The following is an 18,278-nucleotide window of genomic DNA, read 5'->3' on the forward strand; positions in this document are numbered from 1 at the left end:
GGGCGAGAATAGGCGTATGAGTGCGCCCGAAAAGATCCCGAACGCCGGTAAGAAGGCGAAGGACCTCAACGAGGTCATCCGCTACACCCTGTGGTCCGTCTTCAAGCTGCGCGACGTTCTCCCCGAGGACCGCGTCGGCTACGCCGACGAGGTCCAGGAGCTGTTCGACCAGCTCGCGGCCAAGGACATCACGATCCGCGGCACGTACGACCTGTCCGGTCTGCGCGCCGACGCCGACGTCATGATCTGGTGGCACGCCGAGACGAGCGACGAGCTCCAGGAGGCGTACAACCTCTTCCGCCGCACCCGCCTGGGCCGCGCCCTGGAGCCGGTCTGGTCGAACATGGCGCTGCACCGCCCCGCCGAGTTCAACAAGTCGCACATCCCGGCCTTCCTGGCCGACGAGAACCCGCGCGACTACGTCTCGGTGTACCCGTTCGTGCGCTCCTACGACTGGTACCTGCTGCCGGACGAGGACCGCCGCCGGATGCTCGCCGACCACGGCAAGATGGCCCGTGGCTACCCGGACGTCCGCGCCAACACGGTCGCCTCCTTCTCGCTCGGCGACTACGAGTGGCTCCTCGCCTTCGAGGCCGACGAGCTGCACCGCATCGTGGACCTCATGCGTCACCTGCGCGCCTCCGAGGCGCGGATGCACGTCCGCGAAGAGGTCCCGTTCTACACCGGTCGCCGCAGGAGCGTCGCCGACCTGGTGGCGGGCCTGGCCTGACGGCCGTACGAAACCCGGTGGCGGCCCGGCTCCCGGCCGGGCGCGTCACCCCTCGATCCGGAAGATCAGAGGGCGGGCGGGAACATCGCCTGCCACTCCAGCGACACCGGATCCGGCTCCGGGTGCGGCGCGCGTGACGCGCGCCGCACCGGCGTCATTTCCGGGGCCTTTCCACCTTCGGCCCCGCGATCCCTCGGTTCGGCAGCCCGTCGGCCGTGCGGCCCTTCGGCCCCTCGACGGCTCAGCCCGGCAGCCCCTCGGCCCCCCTGCTCCGGCTGCGCAGCGCCGCGCGCAGCTCCGGTTCGAGCACTCCCGGCCCGCGTGTCGCGAGAGCGGTCAGGGGATCGGCCGGCGAGAGACCCGCGAGCAGTCGTTGTCCCGCCGGAGAGGCCCAGCGGGTGTACGGGTACACCTCGATCCGCCCGATCAGCAGACAGAGCCCCGAGGCGAGCAGCGGCAGGGCGAACCCGGCGAGGACCGGGGCCCGTTCGGCGGCGGGCACCAGCAGCGCCGACACCGTTCCCAGGGCGAGACTCAGCAGGAAACCGGTCCGCACCGTCCGCGCCCCGGCCTCGATCTCCCGGCGGCCCGCCGCGGACACGGCGAGCCCCCGTTCGACGAGGTGCTCCGCGAGCAGGCGTACGGGGTCCGTGGCGGCGACCACCGGACGTACGACGGGAATCGGCGACTGCCCACCGGCCCCGATGGCGCCGATCACGGCCCGCTCCAAGGCGTCGCCCGGGTGTCCGGAGGTGTCCACGACCGTCGCCCAGCCGGTGTGGGCCAGCAGCAGCCGACGCTCCCGGTGCATCGACACCAGGGTCAGATCGGTGACCCGCAGCGGCCCGCCGGCGAGGTAGGCCGCCTCGCCGACGGTGAGCTCCGGCGCGGTGCCGCCGGACGTGTCACCGCGGCCGGGCCGGGCCGCGGCGAGCGTCGCGCGGCACAGCCGCGCACAGCCGACACCGGCCACGACACACGCCACGAGCAGCAACGGAACCCAGACCATGCCCGAGTTGTACGACAGGCCGGGCGCGCCCGCCACCCGAACGGGTGATCAGCTGCTGGAGCTGGAGCAGGAACTCCCGCTGGAGCTGGAGCACGAACTCGAGCTCGAACTGGAGCACGAGCTGCCGCCGCCCCCGCCACAGCTGGAGCCGCCCCCGGAACAGGACCCGGACGAACAGGACCCGGACGAGCAGGACGACCCCGATCCGCCACCGGAGCAGGAGCTGCCGCCCCCGCCTCCGCCCCCACCGCCGCCGCAGGCGCTGGTTCCGGCACACCACACGACGGCCGCTCCGAAGTCGTCGTGCGTGTCCGCGACGGGCGACGTGTAGTGCGCCGGACGGCCGCCGCGATGGCCGCGGGTCCGCCGGGGCGGTCCGTAGATCCGGGCGGCGGCGAGGAGCTGCTCCCGCAGGACGGGGTCCGGCAGCGCCCGAAGCCCGTGCAGGGCCACCAGCAGCCCCGCGTCCGCGAGGTGGGCGTGCCCCCGCCCGAACGCGGAGACCGCCTGCCGGCCCGCCGAGGTGACCTGCCCGGCGGAGAGCGAGCCGCAGACCATCGCCGTGACACCGGCCGCGAGCAGCACCGGCGCCACCTTGAGGACGAACGGGACCGACACCGCGTCGGAGGCGGCGAAGTCGACGACGGTGAGGAGGGCGGAGACCGGGAAGAGGAAGAGCGCGACGACGCCGAGCGCGCCGCACCACCGGAGGGTGGTGCGCCGGGTCGCCGGGTCGACGACGAGCCCGCGCGCCGCGAGTCCGTCCCCGATCTCCTGGACCGCCGGGTGCCGCATCACGGCCGTCCGCAGGTGGTGCAGTGCCCCGTGCGGGGCGGCGGCGTGCGCCTGGAGCACGGCGCGCTCCACCGGGTCGTACGCGGTGGGGCGGACGACGGCCACGATGCCGGGGCCGCCGACGGCCAGCCTGCCGTCCGCCTGGAGGGCGGCGAGGGCGCTGTCGACGACCCTGGCGGGGCCGCCGTTGAGGAAGGCGGCCTCGTACCGGTCGTGGACGGGCCCGCCGGGTCCCCCGCGGGTGCGGGCGACCCGCACGATCAGCAGCGTGATGCCGGTGACGCCGGCGAGGTAGTACAGCGTGGTGAGGACGTTCACGGGCACCTCATCTCCTTACCAGGGCGTGACGGGCGGCCCGTGCGAACCGGGTGGCGAGGCCCGGCGGGCGGCTGCCGGAACGGTCCTGCCACCACTCCGTGAGCCGCCGTCGTGCCGCCGGATCCTCCGGCCGTCCGGCGACCAGCAGATGCTCGGCGAAGTCGAGCGCGTCCCGGCGGTAGCCGCCGGCCATGGGACGGGACCTGGCGTACGCGAGGAACGCGGGCCGGAAGCCCTTGCCGAGGATCTCCGGCAGCTCGGGCGCGACCTTGGCGACCACCCCGGCCCGCTTGGCCGCGAGCGCCCGGCTCTGCACCCCGAGCCGCCGGCTGTCGAACCCCTCGGGCACGGGCGTCCCGGCGACGAGCGCCGACAGGAGAGCGGCCTGGGCGACGGCGACCCGCTGCCGGGCACCGGCCTCAGGCGCCGGAGCCGGAGCCGGAGCGGAAGCCGGAGCCGGAGCCGGAGCCGTAGCCGAAGGAGAGGCCGGAGCCTGCGTCGACGTCGGTGCGGGCGACGGCGTCGGTTCGGGTGCGGCGGGTGTGGCGGGTCCGAAGGGCGTGACGGCGGCGGGACTCGGCATCGGTCCGCCGGAGACCCGCGCACCGGCCCCGATGAGCAGCGGCTGCGCCGCCTCCACCGGGCGGGCCGCCGGGGCGGAACGCGCGGGCACGGCCCCACCGCGCGGCGCCCTGACCCCATGACCCGCGCCACCACGACGCCCGGCCGAGGCCCCGGTCAACGTCGCCCGGATCGCGCTCAGCTCGTCCCCCAGCTCCGCCGCCGCCGGAAAGTCGTCGTCCCGCTCCAGCAGGACGCCCGGCGGTGCGACCCGGGAGGCCAGATCCGCCAGAACATCGAGGACCGCGCGCGGCACGGGATGCGCGTGCGTGTCGTGCCAGACCCCGTCCCGCTCCACGCCTCCCGCCACGTGCACGTACGCGATCGCCTCGACCGGCAGCTCCGACAGGGCCCGTGCCGGGTCCTCGCCCCGGTTGACGTGATTGGTGTGCAGATTGGCGACGTCGATGAGGAGCCGTACCCCCGTGCGCTCCACCAGTTCCGCCAGGAACCGCCCCTCCGACATCTCCTCGCCGGGCCAGGAGATCAGTGCCGCGATGTTCTCCAGGGCGAGCGGCACGGGCAGCGCCTCCTGGGCGATCCGTACGTTCTCGCAGAGCACGTCGAGCGCGTCCCGGGTCCTGGGCACGGGAAGCAGATGGCCCGCTTCGAGCTGCGGGGTCGCGGTCAGCGGCCCCCCGGCCCGTACGAACGCGATGTGCTCCGTGACCAGCGGCGCCCCGAGCGCCACCGCCTTCTCGCCGAGCGCGGCCAGCCGCGCCGGGTCGGGCCGGTCCGCGCCCCCGAGCCCGAGCGAGACGCCGTGCGGCACGACCGTGACGCCGCGCTCGCGCAGCCGGATCAGCGAGTCGGGCAGATGGCCGGCGCAGATGTTCTCCGCGACGACCTCCACCCAGTCGACGCCGGACAGCCCCTCGATCGCCTCAGCGATCTCGGGACGCCAGCCGATGCCGATGCCGAGTTCCGTCATGTCCCCCTCCTTCGGTCCTCAGTCACCCACCTGATGACCCCGGGGGAAACGTTCGAACCCCGACAGGGGGACGTTCAGAGGTTGATTTGAGGTTCCGTTCCGGACACGGCAGGGAGGGGGAACGCGGACACCACCGTGCACGAGCCCGGGGCGATCTCCGTGAACCCCGCGTCCCGCACCACCGGAAGCCCGCTCGTCGTGAGGCCGGGCCAGTCCCCGGCCGTCGCGGTCCGGACCACGAGGGGGAAGCCCGCTTCCCGCCAGGCCGTCCGGTCGGCGTCCGTCATCGCCCACCACAGCAGCTGCGCGCCGTGTCCGGCCTGTGCCATCGCCTTGCCCGCCGACATGTCCAGCTCGGGGCTGAGCCACAGCACGGCGGCACCGTCCGGCACCGGACCGGGCGCGGCCGGGTCGTCGAGGTCGGTGCCCGAGACCTGGAGCTTGGCCAGCTCCTTGGGCCAGCCGTCGAGCGGGACCGGCGGGAAGACCCGTACCTCCGCCTCCTCACCGGTGACGGTGATCCCGGGGAGCGCGCTCGCGCGCCGCCACTCCGCGCCGCGCGCCCGGCGCACGACCTTGCGGATCCGGGCGTCCTGCCAGTCGGTCATCACCCGGGCCCACTCGCCCTCGCCGAGGGAGCGGTCGTCGGTGAGGATCTCCAGGACGGCGCGGGCCGCGGTCTCCAGGGCGTCGGTACGGGAGGGAGGAGCGTCCCGCTCGATCCGTACGACCAACGGCAGGACGAACTGGGGCTTTTCATCGCGAAGATCGGTCTCGTTGCTGCTCACCGGGCAAGTCTGCCACTGCCGTCACAAGTGATTCTTGTAGGAAGGAGAGCTTCCGGGACAGGATGCCCCTCATGAAGAGTGATCTTTTCACCGGCGAACACCTCGCCGAGACCGCGGATTTCCCGGGGATGACCCTCCAGAACGCCAAATCGGTCAAGTACACCGTCAACGGCGAGATGCACGCCCGTCAGGGTTCCATGATCGCCTTCCGCGGTGATCTGCAGTTCGAGCGCAAGGGCCAGGGCATCGGCGGCCTGCTCAAGCGCGCCGTCACCGGCGAGGGCCTGGCCCTGATGGCCGTCCGCGGCCAGGGCGAGGTGTGGTTCGCGCACGAGGCGCAGAACTGCTTCATCGTCGAGATCGAGCAGGGCGACGCCTTCTCGGTCAACGGCCGCAACGTGCTCTGCTTCGACCCCACCCTCCACTACGAGATCAAGACCGTGAAGGGCGCCGGCATGACCGGCGGCGGCCTCTTCAACTCCGTCTTCTCCGGATACGGCAAGGTCGCCCTGATCTGCGAGGGCACCCCGATCGTCATCCCCGTCAGCCCCCGGGCCCCGGTCTTCGTCGACACCGACGCCGTCGTCGGCTGGAGCGAGCAGCTGCGGACCTCGCTGCACCGCTCCCAGTCCGTCGGCTCGATGATCCGCGGCGGCTCCGGCGAGGCGGTGCAGCTGAAGCTGGAGGGCCAGGGCTTCGTGGTCGTCCGTCCCAGCGAGCTGACCCCGCAGAAGACCTCGAATTGAGGCTGGAGCGGGTCGGGCGTCGCCACGGCCTCCGGGGGCCCTGGGTCCTCCGCGAGGTCGGCCTCGAGCTGCCCGCCGGGACCCTCGTCCGGATCATCGGCACCAACGGCACCGGCAAGTCGACCCTGCTCCGGCTCCTCGCCGGTGTCGACGCGCCCACCGAGGGCCGCGTCACGGGCCGACCGCCCCGCACCGCGTACGTCCCCGAACGCTTCCCGGTCGCGCTCCCCTTCACCGCCGTCGACTATCTGGTCCACCTGGGCCGGATCCAGGGCCTCGGCCGGACGGCGGCGCGGGCCCGGGCGGGGGAGTGGCTGGAGCGCTTCGGGGCCGCCGAGCACGCCCGTACGGAGATGGCGGAGCTCTCCAAGGGCACGAGCCAGAAGGTCGCCGTGGCCCAGGCCCTCCTCGCCGACCCGTCCCTGCTCGTCCTCGACGAGGCCTGGACCGGCCTCGACACGGGGGCCCGCGCGGAACTCGACGCGGCGGTCCGCGAACGCCGCGCGGCGGGTGCGACGGTCGTCTTCGTCGACCACGACCCGCGACGGCTGGCGGGGGAGTCGGACGCGGTGTACGAGGTGGGATCGGGAGGGGTGCGGAAGGCCGCGGAACAGGCCGCGGGCAGCGAGCGGCGGGAGGCCCCGGCACCGGCCCTCACGGGACCCGCTGCGGCGCCGCGCGTCCGGATCACGGTCTCCGGCGGACACCGCCCGCTCCCCGGCCGGCTCCCCGGCGACCCCGTCATCGCGCCCGCACCCGGCCCCGACGGCGACGACGGCGCGGTCCTCACCGTCCTCACCGTCGACGCGAAGCACTCCGACGACCTTCTGGGGGCGCTCCTCTCCGCCTCCTGGCACATCCACCACCTCTGCTCCGAAGGCGTACGGGTATGACGGCGCTCCTGCGCTACCAGACAGGTCTGCTGCTCCGCTCCCAGCGCTGGCTCGCACCACTGCTCCTGTACGCGGCCGTCCTCGGCGTCGGCGTGAACGTGGGTGAGCCCGTACTCGGCGCGCTCGGCCTCACCGCCGCCGCGCTCCTCCCGGTGACCGCCTGGTCCGTACGGATCTGCGTGACGCAGGAGCCGCCCGCCGCACGGAACGTGGTCGCGGCGGCGGCCGGCCGGGGCCGGGCGCATCTCGCGGCGCTCGTCACGGGGACCGCCCTGCCCGCCCTCGTCGGCGCGGTGGCCGTCCTCGCGGTGACGGCGACCGCCGACCGGCGCGGCGTCACCGCGCCCGCCGCCACGACGACGGGGCTCCTGGCGGCCCTCGCCTGCTCCCTGACGGGCGCCGTCGTCGGCGCGCTGGCCTCCCGCCCCTTCGTCCGGGCGCCCGGCTGGTCCCTCGCGGCCCTCGTCCTCGGCTCGCTCCTCGCCCTGGTGACCACCGGCTCCCCGGCGAAGCACGCGATGACCGCGCTGGTCGCCGGCGCCCGCACGGCGACCGCGGACCCGCCGTGGCTCGCCTGCGCCGGTGCGGTGCTCCTCGCGGCGGCGACGGGGATTCTCGCGTGCCGTGCCACGGCGCGCCTGGAGTGAGTAGGCTCGAATCCATGAGCGAGTCCACGTCGTACTGCGCCCCGGAGCCCGCCCCGAAGCCCCCGACGGCGACCGAGGGCCCGTTCGCCGCGTGCGTGCTGTGCCAGGAGCCGACGGAGTACCCGGAGTCCACGAAGGGCATCACCCTGTGCCCGGTCTGCGAATGGCAGGAGGCCCAGCGCACGGCCTGCTCGGGCTAGGGAACGCCGGTTCGGCCGCGCGTCCGCCTGGACCGGGGAACGCCGGTTCAGCCGCGCATGAGTTCCGAGACCTTCACGAAGCGGTAGCCGCGGGCGCGGAGTTCCGGGACGATCCGGCGGATCGCCCGCTCCGTGACGGGGGCCGCGCTGCGGGTGCAGTGCATGACCACCAGGGAGCCGGGCCTCACCCCGTCGAGGACCTGTTCGGCCACCGCGTCCGCGTCCTTCGCGAAGGCGTCCCCGCTGACCACGTCCCACTGGACCGCCGTCACCCCGGCGGGGCCGAGCGCGCGCAGTGCCGCGTCGTCGTAGCAGCCGCCGGGGAAGCGGAAGTAGGGGACGACGTTGACGGCCCCGGCGTCGCGGAAGGCGTCGAAGGCCCGCTGCACGTCGGCCGCCATGTCGGGTCCGGCGACGGTCGGGAGGCCGTAGCAGGGGGACGCGAAGGCGTAGTGGCTGTAGGAGTGGTTCGCGATCTCGAAGCGCGGGTCGCCGCCGATGGACTTCGCCTGGTCCGGGTACTCCTCCGCCCAGCGGCCCGTCATGAACACGGTGGCGTCCACCTTGAGCCGGCGCAGGGTCGTGACGAGCTCCGGGTTGTCGAAGCGTTCGCCGCGCGCGGCCCGGGGGCCCTGGTCGGCCGTCATGTCGGCGTCGAAGGTGAGCGCGACGACCTTCTCCGCGGTCCTGGCCCGGCGGGTGTACACGGGGGTGAGGCCGCCGGGCCCCGGTGCCATGGTGGGGGGCGCGGCGGGTTCGGCCGCGGGCCCGGGCCCGGCCGCGGCGCCGGGCGACGCGCTCGCACGGGGCGCGGTGCTGCGGGGGACGGTCGGCTCCTTGGCTGGTGAGCTCTCGACGGCGTCCCGGCCGCAGCCGACGAGGACGGCGCCCAGAAGACCGAGTGCCGCCAAGTTTCGTACAGAAATGTTCACGATCGGAAGTTAACCGATCAAAGTGTCTTACGCTCGCGACTCGACAGCGGCAGCACCCGCGTCCACGCACGGAGCTGACGCGCCATCGGGGGGCAGGGCAGGGCAGGGCAGGGCCGGGGCCGCCGCCGGGGACCGGCGGGGCCGCTCACGTCGCCAGGAGCCTCCGCCGGCACTCCTCCACGTCGAAGGCGGCCGGCGGGTACGCCGGGGACATCGCCTCCAGGTGTTCGAGGAGCAGCTTGCTGATCGCCCAGTTGCGGTACCACTTGCGGTCCGCCGGGACCAGGTACCAGGGGGCCTCGTCCGTCGAGCAGCGTTCCAGGGCGATCTCGTACGCCTCCCGGTACGCCGGCCACAGCGCGCGTTCCTCGATGTCGCCCACGTTGAACTTCCAGTGCTTCTCCGGGTTGTCCAGGCGCTCCAGAAGGCGGCTGCGCTGCTCCTCGTACGAGATGTGGAGGAAGACCTTGACGACCGTCACGCCGTCGTCGGCGAGAGACTTCTCGAAGCGGTCGATCTGGCTGTAGCGGCGGTCGAGCTGTGCGCGCGGGACCAGCTCCCGTACGCGCGCGATGAGGACGTCCTCGTAGTGCGAGCGGTCGAAGATGCCGATCTCGCCCGGCCGGGGGAGCGCCTTCATGATCCGCCAGAGGAAGGGGTGGTTCCGTTCCTCCTGGGTCGGCGCCTTGAAGGCGCGGATCCGGCAGCCGGACGGGTTGAAGAGGCCGATGACGTGCTTGACCGTGCCGCCCTTGCCGCTGGTGTCCATGCCCTGAAGGACCAGGAGCATCCGCCGGCGGTCCCCGGCCGTGCTCGCCGCGTACAGGCGTTCCTGGAGGTCCGCGAGGCGGGGCGCGAGGGCGGCGGTGGCGGCCAGCCCGGCCGCCTTGCCGGCGGGGCCCGCCGGGGTCGCCGAGGCGTCGTACGCGGTGAGGTCGATCCGCTCGCCCCCGGGGGCGAGCAGCACCTCCCGCAGCGCCGGGGGCTTCTCCCGGGACTTCCGCTGCTCCGGTCCGCTCTTGCCGTCCTTCTTCCTGTCCTGCTTCCCGGCCTTCTTGCCGGCCTTCTTCTCGTCCCTCTTTCCGTCTCTCTCCGCCACCACGTGTCCCTTCCGCCGCGCCGCTCGTCCTTCCCGATCCTGCGACGGAACCCGGCCGCCCGCGAGCGCGGACGACCGGGTGGGGACGGTCAGCTCAGCACCACGGACCCGTCACCGCGAAGGTGGTCCCCGGTGTGTAGCAGTTGATGTACATGGTTCCCCGGTCGGGCGAGAAGGTGACGCCCGCGAACTCGCCCCACTCCGGGTCCTCGGGCGTGCCGATGTTCTGCGCGCCCCGGGCGACCGCGTACACCTCGCCCTTCTCGCTCACCCCGAAGACGTGCTGCGCCCCGTTGCCGTCCTCGCTGACCATCAGGCCCCCGCTCGGCGCCAGGCAGATGTTGTCGGGCGACTCGCCGGGGAGCTGGATGTCGGTGTCCGGGCCGAAGACGACGACCAGGGTGAGCCGGCGCCGGTGCGGCTCGTACTTCCAGACCTGGCCGAAGTGGGTGCCGCCCGAGCCGTCGTTCGTGCGCGCGAAGGACGACACGAAGTACACGGCGCGGCCGCCCCAGTAGCAGCCCTCCAGCTTCTGGGCGTGCGTGATGCCCCGGGGGCCGAAGTCCTGGTGCCGGATCGGCGTCCCCGCCGCCTGCGGATCCGGTACGGGGACCCACTCGACGCCCTCGAACCGGGCGCCGGTCTCCTGGACGACGGAGAGGTCGGGCACGCCCGGCACCCGCATGGCCTCCAGGTCGCCGCCCGCGCGCAGCGAGCCGGTGCCGCCGAGCGGCTTGCGGGGGAGGAAGCGGTAGAAGAGCCCGAAGGGCCGTTCGAAGGCGTCCTCCGTCTCGTACACGATCCCGCTCGCCGGGTCGACGGCGATCGCCTCGTGCTGGAACCGGCCCATCGCGGTGAGCGGGACGGCTCCGGTGCGGCGCGGGTCGGCCCCGTCGACCTCGAAGATGAAGCCGTGGTCCTTGGTGTAGCCGTTCGTCCCGGCCCTGTCCTCGGTCTCCTCGCAGGTCAGCCAGGTGCGCCAGGGGGTCGGACCGCCGGCGCAGTTGACGGCCGTGCCGGCGATGGCGACCCGCTCGTCGAGGACGTTGTTCCGGCCGTCGAGCTCCAGGGCCGTACAGCCGCCCTTGGCGGCCGGGTCGTACGTCAGGCCGGGGACGGTCGGGACGGCGATCTTCCCGCTGACCCGGTTCTCGTGGTTGCGGACGAGGTGCACACGGCCGCGGCGGCTGGCGAAGGCGCCCATGCCGTCGTGGTTGCTGGGGACGAGGCCCTCGCCGGAGCGGAGCGGATCGCCCTGCCGGGAGAGGACCTTGTAGCGGAAGCCGGCCGGGAGGTCGAGCAGGCCATCGGGGTCGGGGACCAGGGGACCGTAGCCCGCCCGTCCCGTGTGGCCGCCGGGCGCGGCGCTCGCGGTGCCGGCGAAGAGCTCGGAGAGGGCGCCGGTGAAGGCGATCCCGGCGGCGGTGGCGCCGGTGCGGGACAGGATCTGACGTCGTGTCGCGGACATTGAGGCAACAACTCCCTGCTGGCGGACAGGTGTGTGACGCGTGACCCGCATGTGTGTACCACGCACTGTGGTGACACGTGAACCATGCGGGCCACAACTGCCTCATGTGGCGCGTGTTCTGACGTGAGGTCAGAATGCCCCGATGATCAGACCAGCTCGGCCGTCAGCGTGATCGTCGTGCCCGTGAGCGCCTGGCTGACCGGGCAGTTCTTCTTCGCGTCCTCCGCGAGCGCCCGGAACTCGTCCGCGTCCAGGCCCGGGACCTCGCCGCGCACGGTGAGGTGGATGCCGGTGATGCCCTCACCCGGCTGGAAGGTGACGTCGGCCTTGGTCTCCAGGCGGGTCGGCGCGTTGCCGGCCTTGGCCAGACCGTTGGAGAAGGCCATCGAGAAGCAGGAGGAGTGCGCGGCGGCGATGAGCTCCTCGGGGCTGGTCTTCCCGTTCGGCTCCTCCGAGCGGGCCGGCCAGGAGACGTCGTACGAGCCGAGACCGGAGGAGTCGAGGGTGACGACACCGGAACCCTTGAGGAGGTCGCCCTGCCAGACGGTGTGGGCGTGACGCACGGTGGCCATGGTGGATCCCTTTCGATCGGGTACGGCCTCCAACCTACTGCGCCACAAGCCCCTTGGCGTCGCGGGCGAGTGCGGTGAGCCGGGAGATCGCCCGGAAGTACTTCTTGCGGTAGCCGCCGTTCAGCATCTCGTCGCTGAAGAGCCGGTCGAAGGGGAGTCCGGAGGCGAGCACGGGTATCTCACGGTCGTACAGCCGGTCGGCCAGGACGACGAGCCGGAGCGCGGTCGACTGGTCGGGGACGGGCTGGACGTCGGTGAGGCAGACGGCGGCGAGGTCGTCGGTGAGCGCGCCGTAACGGCTCGGGTGGACCTTGGCCAGGTGTTCGAGCAGGTGCGGGAAGTCGTCGAGGGAGGCGCCCGGCGTCGCGTACGCCGTCTCCGTGACGACCTGGTCGGAGTAAGGGGCCGGCGCCTCGGGGAGACCGCGGTGGCGGTAGTCCTCGCCGTCGATCCGCAGCGGCCTGAAGTGGGCGGAGAGCCCCTGGATCTCGCGGAGGAAGTCGACGGCGGCGAAACGGCCCTCGCCGAGCTTGCCGGGCAGCGTGTTGGAGGTGGCGGCGAGCGCCACGCCCGATTCGACCAGCTTGCGGAGCAGGCTGGAGACGAGGACGGTGTCGCCCGGGTCGTCGAGCTCGAACTCGTCGATGCAGAGGAGCCGGTGCTCGCCGAGGGTCTTCACCGTCTGCTGGAAGCCGAGTGCGCCGACCAGATTGGTCAGCTCGACGAAGGTGCCGAAGGCCTTCAGGGCGGGCTCGGCGGGGGTCGCGTGCCAGAGCGAGGCCAGCAGGTGGGTCTTGCCGACGCCGTACCCGCCGTCCAGATAGACCCCGCGCGGCCCGGTGGGGGCGGCCGGCTTCCGGGCGAACCAGCGGCGCTTCCCGGCGCCGGAGGCGTGTGCTCCGCCCAGGCCCTCGGCGAAGGAGCTCAGTGCCTTGACGGCGTCCGTCTGGCTGGGCTGGTTCGGGTCCGGGAGGTACGTGTCGAACCGTACGGAGTCGAAGCGTGGCGGCGGCACCATCTCCGCGACGAGGCGGTCGGCGGGGACGTGGGGCTCTCGGGAGCAGAGCGAGAGCGGGGCCGCTGGGGTGGAAGCGGCTTCGGAGAGGGCGCGGGTCGACACAGTTCCCCACTGTAAGCGCCATGTCAGACTCACAGGATGCGACGACTGCTCCCTGTGACGGACATGACAGCTCCCGAGGCCGAGGCCGCCGCCGCGCCGGCCTCCGCCGGGCGGGACGCCGCCGGGTCGCACCCCTCGGTGCCGGTCTCCGACGGGCAGACGTCCGCTTCCGGCCGTGAGTGGTCGCTCGACGAGCTGGCCGACGCCTACGCCTACCCCGGGCTCCCCGCGAGGGAGGGCGCGTGGCTGCGGGCCAACATGGTCTCCTCGCTCGACGGGGCGGGCCAGCACGAGGGGCGCTCCCAGCCGCTCTCCTCCGACGCGGACATGCGGATCTTCGGCACCCTGCGGGGTCTCGCCGATGTGGTCGTCGTCGGTGCGGAAACGGTACGCCTGGAGGGTTACCGCCCCGCACGCGCGCGTGAGGCCTTCGCCGCCCGCCGCGCCGCCGCGGGCCAGGGCCCCGCCCCCGTGATCGCCGTGGTCAGCGCCTCGCTGAACCTGGACTTCTCGCTTCCGCTCTTCACCGAGCCGCTGGTGCCGACCCTGATCCTCACGGGGGCCGCCGCGGACCCGGACCGCGTGCGGGCCGCCCGGGCCGCGGGCGCCGAGGTGCTGACGGCGGGCGACGGCGAGGGCGTGGAGGCGGCCCGCGCGAAGGCCGTGCTCGCCGAGCGCGGGCTCCGGCGGCAGCTGACCGAGGGCGGGCCCCGGCTGCTCGGCCAGTTCGTGGCGGCGGAGGCGCTCGACGAGCTGTGTCTGACGGTCTCGCCGACGATGACGGCGGGCGGCGCCCAGCGGATCGCCGGAGGCCCTTCGGTGGCCGTCCCGACACGCTTCGCCGTGGCTTCCGTGCTGGAGCAGGACGGCTTCCTCTTCACCCGCTACCGTCGGATCTGACAATCGGCGGAATTTGTCGTTCCGCTTAGCGTTCGCTGGGCACACTTACTGTCGCAGACCCCGTGCGGGCACGGGGAAGGATGGTTTCCGCAGAAGGGCTCCTGAGGTGTTCACAAGCGTTCTGATGATCGAGAAGCCCCTGACGTCCGTCGACGTGGAATTCGTCACCACCCTGCACGGCGACGAGGGCGTGTCCTTCATCGTTCTCATGCAGCCGCGTGGTGACCAGGCCGATGTACTGCTGCGTGCCATCGACGACGTCGCCATGGGCGAACTGAAGGAAGCCGCCCGGGAGGGCGACGAACCGGAGGGCAAGGAGGCCAGGGTCCCCGCCGAGCTGGCCCTGGAGCACTCGCTCCGGGCCCTGAGAGACGCCGGCTGCGAAGCGGTCGGCCAGGTCGTCGAGGACCACCCGCTCGACAAGATGAAGGCGGTGGTCGACGAGTCGGAGGCGGACGAGGTGATCGTGCTCACCGCCCCGCACTACGTGGAGGAGTTCTTCCACCGGGACTGGGCCTCCCGGGCCCGCCACAAGGTGGGGGTCCCCGTCCTCAAGCTCTTCGCCCACAGCGAGGAAGCGGCCGAGTAGGCGGCCGACCGGATCCGCGCCCCGTGCAGGGGGCGCGGACCCGGCCCCGTACGACACGAGCCGCCCCCGTTCCCGCAGGCCGCACGGACACGGGTCCGGCGCCCGCCGGGGCCATCCGGCCGGAGCCACTAGGCTGGGGACTTCCACGCACGACGCACCCCGGGGAGAGATCCGCATGGCACCCGCCATCCCTGCCGCCATGGAACGGCCGCACTTCATCGGCATCGGCGGTGCCGGAATGTCGGGCATCGCGAAGATCCTCGCCCAGCGCGGCGCCAAGGTCGCCGGCAGTGACGCCAAGGAGTCCGCGACCGCGGAGTCGCTGCGCGCCCTGGGCGCCACCGTGCACATCGGCCACGCCGCCGAGCACCTCGCCGACGACGCCTCCGCCGTCGTCGTCTCCAGCGCCATCCGCGCCGACAACCCCGAGCTGGCCCGCGCCGCCGAGCTCGGCATCCCCGTCGTCCACCGCTCCGACGCGCTCGCCTCCCTCATGGACGGCCTGCGCGCGATCGCCGTCGCCGGTACGCACGGCAAGACGACGACCACCTCCATGCTGGCCGTCGCCCTCACCGAGCTCGGTCTGGACCCCTCGTACGCCATCGGCGGCGACCTCGCGGGCCCCGGCACCAACGCGCTGCACGGCGCGGGCGAGGTCTTCGTCGCCGAGGCCGACGAGAGCGACCGCAGCTTCCAGAAGTACGACCCCGAGGTCGCGATCGTCCTCAACGTCGAGCTGGACCACCACGCGAACTACGCCTCCATGGACGAGATCTACGAGTCCTTCGAGGCCTTCACCGCCAAGATCCGCCCCGGCGGCACCCTGGTCGTCGGCGAGCACGCGGGCGCCCGCGAGCTGGCCCGCCGGGTCGCGGACCGCGACGGTCTGAACATCGTCACCGTCGGTGAGACCGAGGGCTCCGACGCCCACATCCTGAAGATCGTCCCGAACGGGATGAAGAGCGAGGTGACGGTCGCCCTCGACGGCGCCGAGCACACCTTCACCGTCTCCGTCCCCGGCCGTCACTACGCCCACAACGCCGCCGCGGCCCTCGCCGCCGGCGCCCGCGTCGGCATCGACCCGGCCGAGCTCGCCCAGGCCCTCACCGCCTACACGGGCGTCGGCCGCCGCCTCCAGCTCAAGGGCGAGGCGCGGGGCGTCCAGGTCATCGACTCGTACGCGCACCACCCCACCGAGATGACCGCCGACCTGGAGGCCATGCGCGGCGCCGCCGGCGCCTCCCGCCTCCTCGTCGTCTTCCAGCCCCACCTCTTCTCCCGCACCCAGGAGCTGGGCAAGGAGATGGGCGACGCGCTGGCCCTCGCCGACGCGTCCGTCGTCCTCGACATCTACCCGGCCCGCGAGGACCCGATCCCGGGCATCACCAGCGAGCTGATCATCGCCGCCGCGCGCACGGCGGGCGCCGACGTGACGCCCGTCCACGACAAGGCCGCGGTGCCGCAGGTCGTGGCGGGAATGGCCGGACCCGGCGATCTCGTTCTCACCATGGGCGCGGGCGACGTCACGGACCTCGGCCCGCTGATCCTGGACCACCTGTCGAAGTAGCAGAGGGAGCGAGCTCATGGCGTACGACGTCGAGAAGCCGGACGAGCAGTGGCGTGCGGAGCTGACCCCGGCGGAGTACCAGGTGCTGCGCCAGGCGGGCACGGAGCCCGCGTTCCGGGGTGAGTACACGGACACCACCACCAAGGGCGTGTACTCCTGCCGGGCCTGTGGCGCGGAGCTGTTCACGTCGAACGAGAAGTTCGAGTCGCACTGCGGCTGGCCGTCCTTCTTCGACCCGAAGGACAGCGAGGCCGTCGAGCTCATCTCGGACACCTCCCACGGCATGGTCCGCACCGAGGTCCGCTGCTCCCGCTGCGGCTCGCACCTGGGTCATGTCTTCGAGGGCGAGGGCTACCCCACCCCGACGGACCAGCGGTATTGCATCAACTCGATCTCGCTGCGGCTGGAGCCCGGCGAGAGCTGACCGGCCGAGCGGAGCGACGGCGGCAGGGGAACTCTCCCCTGCCGCCGTCGTGCTGTTCCACCGCGGAACCTCGGACTCACCGTCAGACGTCCTCTGTGATAGGACTGTTCCGCATTGCAAAGAGTCACCTACGGGGGTGGGGAACCGTGGCTGTCACGGTGCCGGACTGGGCCGACACGCTGCTCGATCTGATCGGGGTCGCGTGGCCGAACGTCGACGAGGACGCGTATCGCGAGATGGCGGACGCGCTCCGGGAGTTCGCGGAGGATCTGGAGGACGACGGTCAGCTCGCGAACAACCACTTCGAGCGGCTGCTGTCCTCGGGGCAGGGCGAGTCGATGGACGCGCTCAACGAGCACTGGTCGAAGATCAAGTCCAAGCACATCAAGGACATCTCCGGTGCGGCGCGGACGATCGCGGGTGGTCTGGACACGGCGGCCGGTGCGATCGAGGGCATGAAGCTCGCCGCGGTGGTGCAGCTCGGCTACCTGGCCGCAGAGGCGGGTATCGCGATCTCCCTGATCCCGGTGACGGGTGGTCTGTCGGCGTTGATCGGCGCGGGGGCGATGCGGGCCACGCAGGAGGTGATCAAGCGGCTGATCAAGGAGTGTGTGGAGGAGGCCGTCGGGTATGTCGTCGCGGCGATGACCGAGCCGGCGGTGGCGGCCCTCGAGGGCATGGCGGCCGATCTGGTCGTGCAGCTGGGCGCGGTGGCGATCGGTCTGCAGGACGGCGTCGACCTCGACCAGACGAAGGACGCGGGCAAGGACGGTTTCAAGGACGGGGTGCAGTCGGGCAAGGAGGCCATGAACCTGGCCTCGGCCGGCGGGGGCGGCGGTTCGAAGGGCGGTGGGCTGAAGAACCTGCACATCGAGCACGCCGAGCACACCCACGCCTCCACCCAGCTCAACACCGTCAGCGCGGGCATCCACGGCAAGACGGCGGGGAAGCTGACGAAGGCGAAGACCGCGCACGGTCGCACCCGGGGCCGGGACTCGATCGCGGACGCGATCGACCCGATCGCCGACAAGGCGCTCGAAGCCCTCACCAAGGCCGCCAAGAACATGGGCGACCACGTCGGCCAGACCCTCCCCAAGGCCGTCAAGCAGATCTCGGCCGACCACAAGAGCACCGACGACGACCTCCGTGACCGCTTCGCCCGCCAGCGCAAGGGCGACCACGACAACGACGGCGGCAAGGGCGGCGGCGGTGGAGGTGGTGGCGGTGGAGGTGGTGGCGGAGGAAACGGCGGCTCCGGCAACAACCCCGGTGGCAACCGCATCACCCCGGCCCCGCCGTGGCACGGCAGCTCCGCCGGCGGGATGAAGCACCACCGGACGGACCCGCTCGACGTCAGCCGCCTCACCCCCGAGCAGCAACGTGAAGCCCTCGTCCAGGAGGCCCGGGACCTCGCCGACCGGGCGAGGAAGGCCGACCCGAACAATCCGGACGACCCCAAGCACCAGATCGACATGGCCAGGACACGGTTCCCCACGGGCGAGCACCTGCTCAACAACGGTGCCTGCTCCGGCGGGCTGCTCCACGACGGTGTGGTCACCAGCCACTCCAGCGCGACCAAGTGGGAGGGCCACGACAAGCCCGACCTGCATCCGGCCGCGCAGGACATCTACGATCAGGTACGCGCCGTGATCGAAGGGGAAGGCCGGAACGTGGGTGGAGGCCACGGCCAGTGCGCGGAGGCCATGCTCCTCTCGGACCGGCTGCGCCAGCTCGATCCGTCCGGCACGTCCATCAGCACGCGTGACCACGTACGCCAGGCGATGGACGGTGCGCATATGTACACCGTGCAGATCGGCCCGGACCGGCGTGGGAACTTCGCGCACAACGAGTACAAGCCGCCGTGTCGCTCGTGCGAGATCGCCCTGGACATGGCCGGCGTCACGGCCTACACCGGTTAGGAGCCCCCCC

Annotated in this window: 18 protein-coding genes and 1 pseudogene; 10 read left to right on the plus strand and 9 right to left on the minus strand. The window is 72.6% G+C overall.

The annotated features are described in order from the left end of the window. Positions 1-16 precede the first annotated feature (16 nt). Positions 17-730, plus strand: a complete 714-nt coding sequence (hemQ, locus tag ACH4MY_RS23755) for a hydrogen peroxide-dependent heme synthase (RefSeq protein ID WP_398005729.1) — start codon at positions 17-19, stop codon at positions 728-730. A gap of 241 nt (positions 731-971) precedes the next feature. Here the strand turns inward: hemQ and ACH4MY_RS23760 are convergent, their stop codons facing one another. The 4 genes from ACH4MY_RS23760 to ACH4MY_RS23775 all read right to left on the minus strand — a co-directional run bounded on the left by ACH4MY_RS23760 (position 972) and on the right by ACH4MY_RS23775 (position 5,192). Continuing rightward, positions 972-1,739 (minus strand): TIGR04222 domain-containing membrane protein, encoded by a 768-nt coding sequence (locus tag ACH4MY_RS23760; RefSeq protein WP_398005730.1) that lies wholly within the window; start codon positions 1,737-1,739, stop codon positions 972-974. Between the two features lie 48 nt (positions 1,740-1,787). Further along, positions 1,788-2,852, minus strand: coding sequence for a TIGR04222 domain-containing membrane protein (locus tag ACH4MY_RS23765; RefSeq protein WP_398005832.1), 1,065 nt, complete (start codon positions 2,850-2,852; stop codon positions 1,788-1,790). A 7-nt stretch (positions 2,853-2,859) separates the two neighbouring features. Beyond that, the gene (locus ACH4MY_RS23770; protein WP_398005731.1) at positions 2,860-4,404 is read right to left on the minus strand and encodes a DUF692 family multinuclear iron-containing protein; all 1,545 of its coding nucleotides are present in this window, start codon (positions 4,402-4,404) and stop codon (positions 2,860-2,862) included. A 74-nt stretch (positions 4,405-4,478) separates the two neighbouring features. Beyond that, positions 4,479-5,192 carry an aminoacyl-tRNA hydrolase gene (locus ACH4MY_RS23775; RefSeq protein WP_398005732.1) on the minus strand — a complete coding sequence of 238 codons (714 nt, stop codon included), beginning with the start codon at positions 5,190-5,192 and terminating at the stop codon, positions 4,479-4,481. Between the two features lie 71 nt (positions 5,193-5,263). Here ACH4MY_RS23775 and ACH4MY_RS23780 point away from each other — a divergent pair, with 71 nt between their 5' ends. From ACH4MY_RS23780 to ACH4MY_RS23795, 4 genes are read left to right on the plus strand one after another with little or no spacing between them, the layout of a single operon-like run. Then, complete coding sequence (locus ACH4MY_RS23780; protein WP_398005733.1) at positions 5,264-5,938, plus strand: AIM24 family protein; 675 nt, start codon at positions 5,264-5,266, stop codon at positions 5,936-5,938. Continuing rightward, positions 5,935-6,831: an ATP-binding cassette domain-containing protein gene (locus ACH4MY_RS23785; RefSeq protein ID WP_398005734.1), complete on the plus strand. Its 897-nt coding sequence runs from the start codon at positions 5,935-5,937 to the stop codon at positions 6,829-6,831. Before ACH4MY_RS23780 ends, ACH4MY_RS23785 begins: the two co-directional genes overlap by 4 nt. Further along, positions 6,828-7,478: an ABC transporter gene (locus ACH4MY_RS23790; protein WP_398005735.1), complete on the plus strand. Its 651-nt coding sequence runs from the start codon at positions 6,828-6,830 to the stop codon at positions 7,476-7,478. Before ACH4MY_RS23785 ends, ACH4MY_RS23790 begins: the two co-directional genes overlap by 4 nt. A 14-nt stretch (positions 7,479-7,492) precedes the next feature. After that, positions 7,493-7,678, plus strand: a complete 186-nt coding sequence (locus ACH4MY_RS23795; protein WP_398005736.1) for a hypothetical protein — start codon at positions 7,493-7,495, stop codon at positions 7,676-7,678. A 47-nt stretch (positions 7,679-7,725) separates the two neighbouring features. Here ACH4MY_RS23795 and ACH4MY_RS23800 read toward each other — a convergent pair whose 3' ends face one another. The 5 genes from ACH4MY_RS23800 to zapE form a co-directional block, all read right to left on the minus strand. Then, entirely contained in the window at positions 7,726-8,610 is an 885-nt protein-coding gene (locus ACH4MY_RS23800) for a polysaccharide deacetylase family protein (protein ID WP_398005737.1), read from the minus strand. Positions 8,611-8,755: 145 nt separating this feature from the next. Next, positions 8,756-9,586 carry a PPK2 family polyphosphate kinase gene (locus tag ACH4MY_RS23805; RefSeq protein WP_398005833.1) on the minus strand — a complete coding sequence of 277 codons (831 nt, stop codon included), beginning with the start codon at positions 9,584-9,586 and terminating at the stop codon, positions 8,756-8,758. A 217-nt stretch (positions 9,587-9,803) separates the two neighbouring features. Next, the gene (locus tag ACH4MY_RS23810) at positions 9,804-11,177 is read right to left on the minus strand and encodes an alkaline phosphatase PhoX (protein WP_398005738.1); all 1,374 of its coding nucleotides are present in this window, start codon (positions 11,175-11,177) and stop codon (positions 9,804-9,806) included. 146 nt (positions 11,178-11,323) lie between these two features. Further along, the gene (locus ACH4MY_RS23815; RefSeq protein ID WP_398005739.1) at positions 11,324-11,749 is read right to left on the minus strand and encodes an OsmC family protein; all 426 of its coding nucleotides are present in this window, start codon (positions 11,747-11,749) and stop codon (positions 11,324-11,326) included. A gap of 34 nt (positions 11,750-11,783) precedes the next feature. After that, positions 11,784-12,869: a cell division protein ZapE gene (gene zapE, locus ACH4MY_RS23820; RefSeq protein WP_398005740.1), complete on the minus strand. Its 1,086-nt coding sequence runs from the start codon at positions 12,867-12,869 to the stop codon at positions 11,784-11,786. Between the two features lie 36 nt (positions 12,870-12,905). Here zapE and ACH4MY_RS23825 point away from each other — a divergent pair, with 36 nt between their 5' ends. The 5 genes and pseudogenes from ACH4MY_RS23825 to ACH4MY_RS23845 all read left to right on the plus strand — a co-directional run. After that, positions 12,906-13,769 carry a pyrimidine reductase family protein gene (locus tag ACH4MY_RS23825; RefSeq protein WP_398005741.1) on the plus strand — a complete coding sequence of 288 codons (864 nt, stop codon included), beginning with the start codon at positions 12,906-12,908 and terminating at the stop codon, positions 13,767-13,769. Between the two features lie 106 nt (positions 13,770-13,875). After that, positions 13,876-14,358 (plus strand): indole-3-glycerol phosphate synthase, encoded by a 483-nt coding sequence (locus ACH4MY_RS23830; RefSeq protein ID WP_398005742.1) that lies wholly within the window; start codon positions 13,876-13,878, stop codon positions 14,356-14,358. A 175-nt stretch (positions 14,359-14,533) separates the two neighbouring features. Next, positions 14,534-15,925, plus strand: a complete 1,392-nt coding sequence (gene murC / locus ACH4MY_RS23835) for a UDP-N-acetylmuramate--L-alanine ligase (protein ID WP_398005743.1) — start codon at positions 14,534-14,536, stop codon at positions 15,923-15,925. A 16-nt stretch (positions 15,926-15,941) separates the two neighbouring features. Further along, positions 15,942-16,349: a peptide-methionine (R)-S-oxide reductase MsrB gene (msrB, locus tag ACH4MY_RS23840; RefSeq protein WP_398005744.1), complete on the plus strand. Its 408-nt coding sequence runs from the start codon at positions 15,942-15,944 to the stop codon at positions 16,347-16,349. A gap of 146 nt (positions 16,350-16,495) precedes the next feature. Continuing rightward, positions 16,496-18,226: pseudogene (locus tag ACH4MY_RS23845) on the plus strand (YwqJ-related putative deaminase); the annotation flags it as partial. Between the last annotated feature and the right edge of the window lie 52 nt (positions 18,227-18,278).

This window comes from Streptomyces sp. NPDC017246 (genome assembly GCF_044331325.1).
GTDB lineage: Bacteria > Actinomycetota > Actinomycetes > Streptomycetales > Streptomycetaceae > Streptomyces.